Here is a 14,450-nt window from a genome sequence, read left to right as displayed (position 1 = left end):
AGAATATATATCCAATAAAAATATACTAGGCAACCGAAATTACAGACAAATCAAGTAATAAATAGCCGTTCAATATCCAATAATTCCTTATTTTATATAATAATACCTGCGAATTACAACACAAATAAAAAAGAAGCTCAGATTGAAAAAAAGTCCATTTTGGACAATTTTCTTCAATCTTTTTTCTTTATGTTGAAAATAAAAAACTCTCAGAAACACCGAAATATCAATGTTTCTAAGAGTTTAATAATTTGCTATCTTTCGTAAACTTCTTCAATTTTTTATATTTTTAGGAGTTTGTCTACGTTCTGAAGAAGCTATTTCTAGCTTCTACCTAAAATTCCTATCCCACTCTCCATCTTCATTTTTTCTAGTATAAAAGAACTCGGACAAATCTGGCTCATCCATGACTTTCAGTATTTCTAGCAAATCATAGGCCAAATCCATCTGAGGCAGCTCCGACTTCTCGACCCAACGTACCTCACCTTCTTCAGTTGATCGGATAGTTCCTGTAAACTCTGTTGCCTTATAGAGAAATACAATATAACGATGCCCTTCCTTATCCGGCCAATGCTTTATTCCGACTAATCGTGCATTTCCAATCGTCAAGCCAGTCTCCTCAAAGACCTCACGAACAACCGAATCATGGAAATTCTCGCCTTCTTCAATATGTCCACCTGGAAAGGCAACACCAGACCAACGATAACGCTTGGGATCTCGAATCTGTACAACGACCTTCCCTTCCTTATCTTCGATTAGACACATGTTGGTCAAAGTGACCATTTCTTTTCTAGCCATTTTCTCTCCCTTTCTGTTTTAAAATCATTCTATATTCTGTACGTTCTGCACCTAAATTGACCGTTTTTTTGACACCATCAAATCGGAAACCAACTTTTTCATAGAAGGCAATGGCACGCGCATTCCCCTCCAATACCCAGAGAGTAACGCTTTCGTAGCTCTGCAATTTTTCCAAAGCTGCCTGCATGAGCTGGTAGCCTATCTTCTGATCATAATAGTCCGCCAAGACATAGAGGGTGTAGAGCTCCCCTGCCCCTTGCAAATCCTCCTGACTAGACGAGCCGTAACAGGCAAAACCAACCACCTTATCATCCATCACAGCTATCAAGATATTCTGAGGATACCGAACCGCCCAGTCTTGACAGCGTTCTAAGGTGTAAGTATTCTTTAAAAATTCCTGAGGTAACAAGTCAGCATAGGCTTCCTGCCAAGCCTTCCAATGTACATAGGCCTTGCCTAGCATTTCACTTTCCGTTTCCAGTGGTTTAATCATCATCTAATATACCTCCGAATTTTTTCCTCTAGTATACATTAAAAAACAAGTTGGCACAAGACCAACTTGTTAATGATTATTTAATTAAAAATCGATGTTCTGAAGTCATTTGTAGAGTTCATCAAGGCTTGATAAACTTTTACTTTGAGTGCATGAACTCGACTGTTGTTCAAGTTGAGACTGTTCGCTTGGATGTCTGCTTCCATAGCTTCTTTCATCAAGGCTTGCAACTGTTCAAAGCTTGTGACAGTCACTTCCTTGGTCGAATCAGCAACACCAAGTTCATACTGCATGGTAAACGGTTTGAGTTGGCCTGCTGCAGCTTTTTCCAAACGCTCAGTAAACATGGCTTTCTTGAATTCAGCCCATGTAGCATACTGACCTTGGAAGACATATTCTAGAACATGGTCATCCGTAATCAAACCAGTATCTTTCTTGTTCCAAGTATCGTAGATGATTGAGCCTTTCTCCATAGCAAGGTCAGATAATTGCCCAGAAGCATACGGTACGAAACCATCTGTGTAGCCTTTAGCAGCAATCAATTCAAAGGCCATACGGCGGAACATGATGTCGCCTGGTGAACCTTTTGAGTTTGAAAGGGCTGAGAAGTTAGCTGCAAACATTGGAACACTGACATAACTATTTCGATCCCATTTCTTGCTTGTGTTAGTTGGATTGTTGACATATTGGCGCTGAACGATAATACTCTGATCAATCAAATCATTGAAGGTTTTCAAGCTTGCAACTTCATCATCGGTCAATGCACGCGCAGAGTTTCCAGCATGGGTATCAACACCATTATTTTGGACATAGTAGTTTTCAATCTTACGCAACCAAGCTTTCTTCGTTGCATCCGATTGAGCCAAGATGTTTGTACCTTCTAGGTAATCCAGCAAGTAAAGCACATCGAACTGGTTATGGTAATACTCATTGAAATCAGCTTCGCTATTGAAACGTGCAACTGGATCTCCGACATGGACACGGTTGGCATCATCGCTATTATAGACTGCGTTGAATCCAAGGTTCATCTCAGTGACATTGAAGACATTTTGCAGAAGACCTTGAGCGTAAACTTCCATACCTTGACCGATTCGGCGGCCATAGCCTTTCAGATAAATATCGCCATCTTGGTTGTGGACCATTTCGTGGGTATAAAGGGCTGTACCATAATCTGACAGCATATCGTAAGTGATATAGTAGGTCTCACTTCCATCCGCAAAGGCAGTCTTAATAGACGGATGCTCACGGTACCACTTGTTGATAGGACCGTAGAAATCTTGGATAGCATCAACATCGGCTGTCAAGTTGCGATAAGACTTCGTGCCATCTTTACCGTACATGACGTAACCTTCGTTATTGAGGACAGATCTGAAGAGCTTGTCACGGTTGGCTTCGTCCATCATCTTATACCAGAAGTCCGCATTGTCACGTTGGCGTTCTGCCGCCAAATCAACCATCTGACGAACCTTATCACGATTTTCCACTGTTGAATAATCATCTACATAGTGCTCATATGAACCAATCGCGATGGTGTTCATGTTTGTGATAATAAAGATATTTTCTTGTGGCAGGGTCAAAAGTGGCAAGAGCATGTGGTTGTACTTCCAAGTTGGATTAGACACCGTATCATTCACAATCTTGCTGTAGGCACCGACATTGTACTTGCTGTAAGTATCTGTCGTTTCCTGCTTAGCAGCTACTTCTGGAATCAAGGACTTACCTTCAACCACATAGGCTTTAGTGGTTTGTTTGAACCATTCATTGTTGGTCATTTCTGGCAAGAAGAGCTGACGATAGTCTTCCAGCATATCAAAAAGCTTGGTCTGATTATTTTGTTTACCAATGATGGATGCAAAAGTGGTCACGTTGTTGTGGGCACGAAGAACATCGTAGCCACCATTACCAATTGCAAGAATCATATCAAGAGCAGATGCTGCATCGTTTCCGAAGAAGTCAGGTTCAAAGATGGTCAAATCTTTGGTATTCATCTCTCCGAAGTTGATATCATACCAACGATTCAAATAGGTCAAACCAAGCACAAAGGCTTCTTTGTTATTGGTGATTTTCTCTTTGATGTAATCTTCAGAAGCCTTGCCTTGACCGTTTAGGCTAGCTACTAAAATCTTACGAACGTTGCTTTCTAGGTTAGCCATCACTTGGTCATAGCTTTCACCAAAGTAGAAGTCTTTAGCTGTGCCAGTCTGAGTATCCGCATTCAAAGTCGTTGGATAATTGATAAGCGCCTTCATAGCATCCGAGTCGAGGACAACCGTAGAAAGGCTGCTTACCAAGTCGTTGACAAGGGCACTTCTGTCATTCAAGAATGATTCTGGCGTGTAAATCAAGTCCGTACCTGATATAGTGTACTCGACCACATGATTATTCTTGAAGTCTTCTAGATAAGAAACTGTCTTGTAGTCCACAGTGCCATCTGCATAGTGAAGCATAATCTTATTGATATTGGCCTTCTCAGCGTAGACATCAGCAACTACAACATTGTCCTTCATTGGAACAACATCCAGCAAACGAACCTTGTTGAGCTTATCGTCTGTCGCAATCTTGTTTCCATAATAGACAAGAAGTTCCTTGTTGTAGAATGGCAAGATTTTCTCCATGTTGTAGTAGGCGATTTCATGGTCAGCCTGTGCCTTATCCAAGGTCAAGTAGTCTACTGAATAATGATTGAGATTAAGCGGTACAGAATCGTCGATTGTCGCTTGAATAGCCATAGCTTCCACTTTTGCTTGCGCTTCTTCATCAGTGATAACAGTGACATTACTCAAGCTATCGGATGTTGTTGTAAATCCGTCTTTAATCTTACCATTTGGATTTGCTGGTTGACCGATAATGCTTGTCGCACCAGTCATATCACTGATAACATTGTTAACATTACCACTATATGGAGCATAGGCACCCGTTACTTGGTTGGCACCTGCGATTCCGCCGACAATGGCTGCCGATTCAGGCGTCACAATGGAACCAGTTGCATAAGAATTATAGACGCTTCCTGGTACATCGTAGACAAGCATGGTACGACCGACGATACCACCAGCTACTTGATTTGCCGTACCTGGGAGGGTAATGGTCGCATCAACCTTGGCATTTCCAACACTTGCCATCGTACCGTTACCCAAGATACCACCAGTTAGGCTGGCTTCAGTTCCAGTTACTTCAATACTTCCCTTGAAGGATACATCCTTGATAGTAGAGTTGGTTGCAGAATGAACTAGACCAGAAACATGTTGCGGACCTTTAAGGCTTGCTTCTACTGCTACGTTTGTAATGGTTGCTCCATTGGCATTGATAGCAATTGTCGCAAGTGGGTTCTTAGAGGTTGTGTTTAGGCTAGCATTTTTGATGTCCAAGTTTTGAACTTTACCACCAAGGTTAAAGAACAATGGTGCTTTCAAGTTGCTGATAGAAAAGGCGTAGCCGTCATTTAATCCATCCAAGGTACCGCTAAAGTTGGTCACATACGATGCAACATCTCCAACAGGAACTTCACTTGCGTCCAAATGCGCTCCTAGTTTGAAGGTGCCTTTTGGATTTGCCTTCATAGCATCAATCAAAGCCTTGAAGGATGTGTAGGTATTTGCATCAGTCGCCATCTTTGGAATGTAGAATTCACGATTGGCAATGTATTGGGCATCCTTGTCCTGTACCAATTCATCAAAGGATGAAACTAGTTTGAAGACTGCCTTACCGTTCAAAGTCGTTTCTTCAATGCTTGACATAGGTAGGTATACTTCCTTGAAGCGGTCTGAAGTCACCTTGATAAACAATTCATCGGTGGTTGTTGGCAGTTCTTCCAAGAATTCTTGACCGATGTAGCTACCATTTTTACGACGGTAAACAGTCACCGCATCAATATCCTTGATTTCAATCTTCTTGTAGACCAAATCAAATTTGCGCATGCTTTCAAGAACAGCTTCTTGTTCTGAGCTTTGTTCCTGCTCTGCCATTGTATAGAAAATCTTAGTTTTGACTGTATAGTCTGTATAGAAATCAAGATTTTCAAGTGTCAACTGGCCATTTGGATCTGTAATAGCCTGTTCTTGAACCAAGGCACCTGTATTATCATATAGAAGAGCAACAGCTCGGAGGAAGTTAGCCGTTTCGTCTGTCAACTTGTAGCTGATTGTCGCTGACTTGGCATCATCGTTTTCAACCAAGTCTGTGATAATCACTTGTGGGACTTTTTCAACCTTTGTACCACGCGCAATCACTTGCTTGACTGGTTGCTTGGTAATTTCTTCTGTTACAGTAGGATTTTCCTGACGAACTCCCTTGATAGTCTGGTAAGTTGTTGTAACTGTCTTAGAGCCATTTACACCCGCCGTTACAACTTTGGTCTTACCTTCTAGCAGTGTCGGGTCATCAACATACTCTGTTTCAAAAGCGATGTCAACCGTTTCTGTGTCTGATTCGGTACCCTCGATTGGCTTGGTGCCTTTGAGAACTTCTTTGGTTGTTGGCTCTTCAAGGACTTTCTCAATCACTGTTGGGTTTGATTGACGGACTCCGTTGATTGTCTGATAAGTAGTGGTAACTTCCTTAGAACCAACCTTACCTTCATTAACAACTTTTTCTTCTCCAACATAAAGTTCTTCTGTTTCTGTGACTGTCGTTTCAAACGGAATCTCTTCTGTTGCGACAACGTTTTCAACTCCAAGAACATCTGCTGTTTTCGTGCCGACTCTTACAACTTCTGTTACTGGCGCTTTTGTCACTACATCTGAAACTTGTTCGGATTTAATCAGTACACCATCGGCATAATAATTCTTAGTCTCGATTGTCCGAACGCCAGCTTGTCCCTTCTGTTCAACTTCACGGCTGCCTTCTGCCAAATTTGCATCATAGATTTCTTTCACATCAAAGGCAATAGCTTCTGTATGAGTAAGTGTTTCTTCCGTTAAAGAAATCGTTGGAACTTCATGGCTCGGTGCCGAATCTGGTACACTTGTGACTGGCTTTGTTCCAACATGGATAATCTGTGGAGCAGCAGTTTGGTTAATCGTTTCAGAAACGGTTTCTGTTTTTACTAAAATACCGTCGATGTAGGTTTTCTTTGTCTCAATTGTCTTTTGTCCAACCTTACCTTCTTGCACAATCTGTCTTGTACCTTCTAGCAAGGTGTCATCAGCAACTTCTTGTGTTTCAAAAGGAATAGACTCCGTGTAGGTAGATACTTCTTCTGTTATCTGTAAGGTAGGTAACTCGTGACTAGGCGCTGTATCTGGTACTTCTGTAACAATATCATCGGTTGCTTGTTTTGTACCAACTTCAACAATCTTTGGAACAGCAGTTTTTGTAACCGTCGAGGAAATCTCTTCTTCCGAAATAATTTGACCTTTTGAATGGACTTGTTTAATCGTTACAGTACGCTCCCCATCCTGTCCTTCTTGTAGCACTCGCTCTGTCCCCTCAGATAATTGGGGATTTTCTACGGTTTGAATTTCAAATGGAATGGCCTCTGTCTTGTTGATAATGGTTTCTGTACGGATTCCTTCTGAAGCTGGGAATTCCGCTGTTTTTTCCTCTTCCGAAGTAGTTTGTTCAATAGCTTTGCTATCCTTCAAATATCCTACATAAACGTAGCCATCAATCTCAGCTGGGGCCGGTAACGCTTGTCCGGCAGATATTTCGATAGCATGGTTATATTGAGCCAAAATTTGACTCGTCAATGCTGAGCTAGTTGGACCCAAGAAGCTTGCTCCTGTAGCTGTCAAAAGGATGACACCCGTCAACTCCTTCTTACCTTTTTTACCAAATCTAACAGCCAATAATAGGAGAGACACTCCGCCCGCCACCAATAGTCCGGTTTCTACGGAGCCAGTATTTGGCAAAACTTGAGACGAGCTTGTCGATGGAGTAGATGCTGTGCCAGTAGCTGGACGATAGATCAGGTAATAATTTGCATCCGTTTCCTGAGCTAAGCCAGGCAAGTCACGAATAATCAACTCCTTTTCCGCATCTGTCAATTCTTGCTCTGTCACATAGGAATAATTGATAGACTGAGCACTAGCTGACGGTGCTGCTGCGACCGACGATGCAAAAAACAAACTTGCTACAGCTGCCGAGACAAGTCCAATTGACAGTTTCCGAAAACCGAACCGCTGTCGTTTTTCACCAAAAATATTTTTCATAAAAACTCCCCTATTCCCTAAATAGTATAGAAACCATTATAACCTTTTATAGGGACAGGGACAAATTTTTTGTCCCTAAGTCCCCAAGTAAAAATTTTAAGTATTATAAAAGGTGGCAGGTCAATTTCTACCTGCCGCCTATTGTAATTTCATTCTACTTAAATCACTGAATTTAGCAACTCTTACTACATATTTTTCAACTCAATAACCATGTCACGAATCTGGGCTGCCAATTCAAAGTCAAGTACTTCTGCAGCTTCCTGCATTTGTCCTTCAGTTAAAATTAAACTAGTACATATTTCCTTCTACTCATTTACCATTATAACTCATCTAAATGGATAAAGATATTAAATGAAATAATAATCAACAATTACAATATTTTCAAACATATCATAATCCATATCATACGTAAACTCAATCGTAAATTCTAAATCACGACTGCTTGATTCATAAAAGAATTCTTCTTCTCCTTGTTCAAAATCAGGATTTTTTGTAACAATATTAAATTCTACTTCAGCATTAACAATTGCAGTACAAGTAATCTCATAAAAATTATCTTCAAAAGCATACTCATCAATATTAGAACTCAATATATGAATATCTTCAAACTCTCCCCAGCCTGAAAAATATTCTCCTTCAAAATCCATATTGGGTAACTTATCTTCAACATATTCAGCCAACGAATCCATAATGTTATAATCTTGATTCAATTTTTCTTCAAGTTCAAATATATCCGTAACCTCTCGTCTCTCAACTTTAGAAGTAAAACTATTACTTAAAGATGATGTTGCCTTCGTAAAGGCTTGAACCATATCTTTCGACTGTTGGGGAGCTAACGAAGACATTGAATTAGCAAGCTCTTCAAGGGTATCACCAATTGATTTAGCCATTCGGTTAGAGATTTCACTACCAGAAAATCTCTTAATAAATTCAAGCTCATCCATCAAATAAAAACTAGCTCCTGACTTCTCCCTCATCTCCTCAATCAGTTCAATTCTCGGTCCAACCACCTGATATTTATCTTTACCCTTTTCATCTTTTCCAACTAATACTTTATAATTCAAATCAGTTTTATCAGGACGTTTTCCATCAGATGTCACAAATACAACATTTTTTATATCACTCTCTGAAGATTTTTCCAGCATATCTTCCCAAATAATTAAATCCCCAAACTTTTGTTGATAGACAATACCATTATAACCTCTGCTGTCTTTCTTATTTTTATCATTAAATCCCGGCGGAATATCTTTCTTATAGCGTTCCTCTCCTCGTTTCTCAACCTCATTTATCCAATCCTGCCCATAGCGTTTTCGTGTCTTCTGCTCTAAAATCTCGATTAATGAAGAAAAAGTTGCTTTTTGAGTGTCACTTATTGAAGAAATCTTTTCCAGTAGTTTCGCCTCTATTCCTAATTCACTTGAATCTAACAGACTACTTAAGTAAGAACTCAGCTCCTCTTGCTGTAAGTCATTTCGAAAAGTTAGACTAGAAAATAATGTCTTAGCTGCCTCACTTTTTATCTTATTCCAATTTTTATTGAATCTACTCTTAAATTTTTCAACATTCACTTTACTTAACAATAAAGTCTCAGATTTATGAAAATGGAATTCCAATGCAACTAAGTAGGGAATGTAGATAAAATCTTGAACTTTCTCTATTGTTTCAAAATATTTTTTGGCTGCTTCGGGAGTAAAGCGAAATACATTCAATAACGAATTGGTATCAAATACAATAATTGTATTTTCTTTAGTTATTGAATCAATACTCAAATCATTTCTATAAAAACCATAGAATTCATCTTTAAAATTCATTTTCTTCTCTTTCATTGTGCAATAGTATAACCATTATAAGACTGAAAATTATCAATTCTCCTACCCCATCGCTTTCAACTCGATGACCATATCACGAATCTGCGCTGCCAGTTCAAAGTCAAGCACTTCTGCTGCTTCCTGCATTTGAACTTCCAGTTTCTTGATCATAGCCTTGCGTTCATCTTTGTTGAGGGCATTGAAGTCCACCACTTCTTCCTTGTCCTGAGTGACAGCCTTGGTCACGCTAATCAGGTCACGGATTTCCTTTTTAATAGTTTGTGGAATGATACTATGTTCTTCATTATAAGCTATCTGGATTTGACGGCGGCGGGCGGTTTCCTCCATAGCCTTGCGCATGGACTCGGTGACCTTATCCGCATACATAATCACATGACCTTCAGAGTTACGAGCTGCCCGACCAATTGTCTGGATGAGCCCCCGTTCATTACGGAGGAAGCCTTCCTTGTCAGCATCTAGAATAGCGACCAGACTGACTTCTGGCACGTCAATCCCTTCACGCAAGAGGTTAATCCCTATCAAGACATCAAAGACACCCAGGCGCAAATCACGGATAATCTCCGTACGCTCCAAGGTCTTGATGTCCGAGTGCATATACTTGACCTTGACCCCCATTTCTTTCAGGTAGTCGGTCAAGTCCTCTGCCATTTTCTTGGTCAGGGTAGTGATAAAGGTCCGCTCACCTTTCTCAACACGGGCATTGATTTCACCCAAGAGGTCATCCATTTGACCCATGGTTGGACGGACTTCCACTTCTGGATCCAAAAGCCCTGTCGGCCGAATAATCTGCTCGACAACGGTATCAGTCTGCTCCATTTCATAATCACCCGGCGTCGCAGATACATAGACAATCTGGTGGACATGGCTCTCAAATTCTTCCCTGCGCAGCGGACGGTTGTCCAGTGCACTCGGAAGACGGAAACCATAATTGACCAACATCTCCTTGCGTGAGCGGTCACCATTGTACATCCCCTTAATCTGCCCCATGGTCATGTGGCTCTCGTCAATCATAATCAGGTAGTCTTCAGGGAAAAAGTCCAGCAGGGTATATGGAGGCTCACCCTCGCTTCGCCCGTCCATGTGTCGTGAATAGTTCTCGACTCCGTTGGTGTAGCCCATTTCCCGCAGCATCTCAATGTCGTAGTCGGTTCGTTGTTTCAATCGCTGAGCTTCTAAGAGTTTTCCTTCTGCCTCAAAGACCTTGAGCTGCTCTTCCAGTTCCGCCTGAATCTTGGCAATAGCCGTTTCCATGTGGTCATCGTTGGTCACGAAGTGGGTGGCAGGGAAAATCGCCAAGTGGTCCACATCGCCCAAAACCTTACCTGTCAGACTCTCAATCTCACGAATGCGGTCGATTTCATCCCCGAAAAACTCCACACGGAAGGCATGCTCATCACGAGAAGCTGGGAAAATCTCCACCACATCTCCACGCACACGGAAACGTCCTCGTTGGAAGTCGATGTCGTTGCGCTCAAACTGAATATCGACCAAGGAATTAAGCAACTGGTCACGGGAAATCTCCTGACCTGGGCGCAGGCTGACCACGCTATCTGAATATTCCTTTGGCGATCCCAAACCGTAGATACAGGAAACGGAGGCCACGACAATAACATCATTTCGTTCGAGAAGTGCTGAGGTCGCTGAGTGACGGAGTTTGTCAATCTCATCATTGACCGAACTGTCCTTCTCAATATAGGTATCACTAGACGGTACATAGGCTTCTGGCTGGTAGTAATCATAGTAAGACACGAAGTATTCGACCGCATTTTCCGGGAAGAATTCTTTGAACTCGCTGTAGAGCTGACCAGCCAAGGTCTTGTTGTGGGCGATGACCAAGGTAGGCTTATTGACACGGGCAATGACCTGACTCATGGTGTAGGTCTTACCAGTACCAGTCGCCCCCATGAGAATCTGGGCTTTTTCGCCCCCCTCGATGTTATCAACCAAAGTTTCAATGGCTTGGGGCTGGTCACCAGACGGTGCATATTTTGACACTAGTTTAAATTGGTTTTCAGTATTTCGATTGATCATACTCCTATTTTATCATAAGTTCGACTAATGGAGAAACATTCTAAACCATTCACGACCATGTCCAAAATATTAAATTTTCTCACATTTTAATGACTTTGTATGTCAGAAATTCTAACATTGCAAAAACCTCAATTTTGCATTAATTTTCAGAATATGATATACTAGGACAGTTATTTTATAATAGAAGGAGTATGGAAATGAAGAAAAAACTACTCATGTTATTGGCAAGCATTCTGCCAGTATTCTTTATTTTTACTGGCGTTAAAGCTGACGATACTATTGATGTCGTATTTGACAATGCTTACGCCCCATTCGAGTTTAAAGACTCAGATCAAATTTATAAAGGATTAGATGTTGACATCATCAACGAAGTAGCCAAGCGCTCAGGTTGGACCATGAATCAAAGCTTCCCAGGATTTGATGCAGCTGTCAACGCTGTACAGGCTGGATCTGCGGACGCCCTAATGGCAGGTACAACTATCACCGAAGCGCGTAAGAAAGTATTTACTTTCTCAGACCCTTACTTCGACACCAAAATCGTTATCGCTACCACAAAGGCAAATACCATCTCTTCATATAAGGACCTTAAAGGCAAGACTGTCGGTGTCAAAAACGGTACCGCAGCCCAAAACTTCCTAGAAGAAAACAAAGACAAGTACGGATACAACGTAAAAACTTTTGATACTGGCGATTTGATGTATAATAGCCTTTCTGCTGGTGCTGTTGATGCTGTAATGGACGACGAAGCGGTTATTCAGTACGCTATTCAACAAGGTCAAGATCTAAGCATTGATATTGACGGCGAAGCCATCGGTTCATTCGGTTTCTCTGTCAAAAAAGGTAGCCAATATGAATATCTTGTTGAAGACTTTAACAAAGCTTTAGCTGAGATGAAAAAGGATGGTACCTACGAAACAATCATGAACAAATGGTTGGGAGCTTCTACCACTTCTACCGAAAGTGCCGACTACTCATCTCGTTTAAGCTTAACAGGAAACGCATCAGCTAAAGCAACACCTGTCAAATCAAGCTATACAATTGTGGCAGATTCTTCTTTTGCTCCATTTGAATACCAAGATGAATCAGGTAACTATGTCGGGATTGACATGGAATTAATCAAGGCAATCGCTGAACAACAAGGATTTACTATTACCATTCAAAACCCTGGTTTCGATGCTGCACTAAATGCTGTTCAAGCTGGACAAGCTGATGCAGTTATTGCAGGTATGTCTATCACAGATGCTCGTAAGGAAATCTTCGACTTCTCAAACGCCTACTATACTTCAAACATCCTATTAGCTGTTAAAAATGGTAGTGACATCGCTTCTTACGAAGACTTAAAAGGGAAAACTGTTGGGGCTAAAAACGGTACTGCTTCATATAGCTTCTTAGAAGAAAACAAGGCAAAATATGGTTACACCCTAAAAGCCTTCGACGAAGCTTCAAGTATGTATGACAGTTTAAACTCTGGTTCTATCGATGCTCTTATGGATGACGAAGCCGTTCTTCTATATGCCATCCAACAAGGTCGCGACTTTGCAACACCAATCCCTGGCGAAAAATCAGGTGAATACGGATTTGCCGTTAAAAAAGGTGCCAACCCAGAATTGATTGAAATGTTTAACAACGGCTTAGCTGCCCTAGTTGAATCAGGCAAGTATGATGAAATCCTTAATAAGTATTTCAACTCAACTGAAGAAGCAAGCGCAACAACTTCAACTGTTGATGAGACAACGATTGTTGGTCTTTTGAAAAACAACTACGGTCAGTTGCTCTCAGGTCTTGGTATCACAATTGGACTTGCCCTTCTATCATTTGCTATTGCAATTGTCATCGGTATTATCTTCGGTATGTTTGCAGTCAGCCCAGTTAAAGCACTCCGTGTTACTTCATCTGTTTTTGTAGATGTTGTTCGTGGTATTCCGCTCATGATTGTCGCTGCATTCATCTTCTGGGGTATTCCAAACTTAATCGAGTCGATCACTGGTCAACAATCTCCAATCAATGACTTTGTCGCTGGTACGATTGCCCTATCCCTCAACTCTGGTGCCTATATTGCTGAGATTGTTCGTGGTGGTATTCAGGCAGTTCCAGCTGGTCAGATGGAAGCATCTCGCAGTTTGGGTATTTCCTACGGAACAACCATGCGTAAGATTATCCTACCTCAAGCTGGTAAAATTATGTTGCCTAACTTTATCAACCAGTTTGTTATTACTCTGAAAGATACTACTATCATTTCTGCGATTGGTTTGGTAGAACTCTTCCAAGCAGGTAAAATCATTATTGCACGTAACTACCAATCCTTCCGTATGTATGCAATTCTTGCCATCATTTACTTGGTAGTTATCACACTCTTGACTCGCTTAGCACGCAAACTCGAAAAAGGAGGCAAATAATGGCTCAATTAAAAATCAACGTCCATGACTTACACAAGTCTTACGGAAAAAACGAGGTCCTCAAAGGTATTACTGCTAAGTTCTATGAAGGGGATGTGGTTTGTATCATCGGCCCTTCTGGTTCAGGTAAATCGACCTTCCTTCGTACAATGAACTTACTTGAAACCATTACAAGTGGTCAAGTAACAGTCGATGGATATGACTTAACCGATCCTAAGACAGATGTTGACGCCTTCCGTTCAAATGTCGGAATGGTATTCCAACACTTCAACCTCTTCCCACATATGTCTGTACTTGATAACATCACATTTGCGCCAATCGAACACAAATTGATGGACAAATCTGAAGCTGAAAAAGTCGGCATGGAATTATTGGAAAAAGTTGGATTGGCAGACAAACGCGACGCTATGCCAGACAGCCTTTCAGGTGGTCAGAAGCAACGTGTTGCCATCGCTCGTGCCCTCGCTATGAACCCAGACATCATGCTCTTTGACGAACCAACTTCCGCCCTTGACCCTGAAATGGTCGGAGACGTTCTTAACGTAATGAAAGACTTGGCTGAGCAAGGTATGACCATGTTGATCGTCACACACGAGATGGGCTTCGCCCGCAAGGTTGCTAACCGCGTTATCTTCACGGATGGCGGCGAGTTCCTTGAAGATGGTACACCAGAGCAAATCTTTGACAACCCACAACATCCACGTTTACAAGACTTCCTAGATAAAGTATTGAACGTGTAAAAATACAAAAAGCCTTT

General features: G+C 41.4%; 7 protein-coding genes and 1 pseudogene. 2 read left to right on the top strand and 6 right to left on the bottom strand.

Annotation, left to right across the window (positions count from 1 at the left end; translation table 11 throughout):
• Positions 1 to 330: 330 nt before the first annotated feature.
• The 6 genes and pseudogenes from GPW69_RS04535 to uvrB form a co-directional block, all read right to left on the bottom strand.
• A complete protein-coding gene (locus GPW69_RS04535; protein WP_074391068.1) occupies positions 331 to 798 on the bottom strand; it encodes an 8-oxo-dGTP diphosphatase in 468 nt (155 codons plus the stop codon).
• Positions 791 to 1,294 carry a GNAT family N-acetyltransferase gene (locus tag GPW69_RS04530; protein WP_171841448.1) on the bottom strand — a complete coding sequence of 168 codons (504 nt, stop codon included), beginning with the start codon at positions 1,292 to 1,294 and terminating at the stop codon, positions 791 to 793. Before GPW69_RS04530 ends, GPW69_RS04535 begins: the two co-directional genes overlap by 8 nt.
• A gap of 77 nt (positions 1,295 to 1,371) precedes the next feature.
• Positions 1,372 to 7,437, bottom strand: a complete 6,066-nt coding sequence (locus tag GPW69_RS04525) for a ZmpA/ZmpB/ZmpC family metallo-endopeptidase (protein WP_074391069.1) — start codon at positions 7,435 to 7,437, stop codon at positions 1,372 to 1,374.
• 185 nt (positions 7,438 to 7,622) lie between these two features.
• A pseudogene (locus tag GPW69_RS04520) lies at positions 7,623 to 7,706 on the bottom strand (UvrB/UvrC motif-containing protein); the annotation flags it as partial.
• Between the two features lie 78 nt (positions 7,707 to 7,784).
• A complete protein-coding gene (locus GPW69_RS04515) occupies positions 7,785 to 9,248 on the bottom strand; it encodes a PIN-like domain-containing protein (RefSeq protein WP_074391070.1) in 1,464 nt (487 codons plus the stop codon).
• A gap of 60 nt (positions 9,249 to 9,308) precedes the next feature.
• Positions 9,309 to 11,297 (bottom strand): excinuclease ABC subunit UvrB, encoded by a 1,989-nt coding sequence (uvrB, locus tag GPW69_RS04510; protein WP_074391071.1) that lies wholly within the window; start codon positions 11,295 to 11,297, stop codon positions 9,309 to 9,311.
• 197 nt (positions 11,298 to 11,494) lie between these two features.
• Between uvrB and GPW69_RS04505 the strand changes: the two genes are divergently transcribed.
• Both GPW69_RS04505 and GPW69_RS04500 read left to right on the top strand, forming a co-directional pair.
• Positions 11,495 to 13,693: an ABC transporter substrate-binding protein/permease gene (locus GPW69_RS04505; RefSeq protein WP_044762813.1), complete on the top strand. Its 2,199-nt coding sequence runs from the start codon at positions 11,495 to 11,497 to the stop codon at positions 13,691 to 13,693.
• Positions 13,693 to 14,433 (top strand): amino acid ABC transporter ATP-binding protein, encoded by a 741-nt coding sequence (locus tag GPW69_RS04500; protein ID WP_002940438.1) that lies wholly within the window; start codon positions 13,693 to 13,695, stop codon positions 14,431 to 14,433. The genes GPW69_RS04505 and GPW69_RS04500 overlap by 1 nt, the downstream gene beginning before the upstream one ends.
• Positions 14,434 to 14,450 lie beyond the last annotated feature (17 nt).

This window comes from Streptococcus suis, from assembly GCF_902702775.1.
In the GTDB taxonomy this organism is placed as follows: domain Bacteria; phylum Bacillota; class Bacilli; order Lactobacillales; family Streptococcaceae; genus Streptococcus; species Streptococcus hashimotonensis.
Note: the sequence above shows the minus strand (reverse complement) of the source record. Positions and strands in the feature narration are given on the sequence as shown.

What these genes read in the sequence shown, in the direction of transcription:
- GPW69_RS04535 (WP_074391068.1), bottom strand. Translation starts at nt 798, where the DNA reads ATGGCTAGAAAAGAAATGGTCACTTTGACCAACATGTGTCTAATCGAA.
- GPW69_RS04530 (WP_171841448.1), bottom strand. Translation starts at nt 1,294, where the DNA reads ATGATGATTAAACCACTGGAAACGGAAAGTGAAATGCTAGGCAAGGCC.
- GPW69_RS04525 (WP_074391069.1), bottom strand. Translation starts at nt 7,437, where the DNA reads ATGAAAAATATTTTTGGTGAAAAACGACAGCGGTTCGGTTTTCGGAAA.
- GPW69_RS04515 (WP_074391070.1), bottom strand. Translation starts at nt 9,248, where the DNA reads ATGAATTTTAAAGATGAATTCTATGGTTTTTATAGAAATGATTTGAGT.
- uvrB (WP_074391071.1), bottom strand. Translation starts at nt 11,297, where the DNA reads ATGATCAATCGAAATACTGAAAACCAATTTAAACTAGTGTCAAAATAT.
- GPW69_RS04505 (WP_044762813.1), top strand. Translation starts at nt 11,495, where the DNA reads ATGAAGAAAAAACTACTCATGTTATTGGCAAGCATTCTGCCAGTATTC.
- GPW69_RS04500 (WP_002940438.1), top strand. Translation starts at nt 13,693, where the DNA reads ATGGCTCAATTAAAAATCAACGTCCATGACTTACACAAGTCTTACGGA.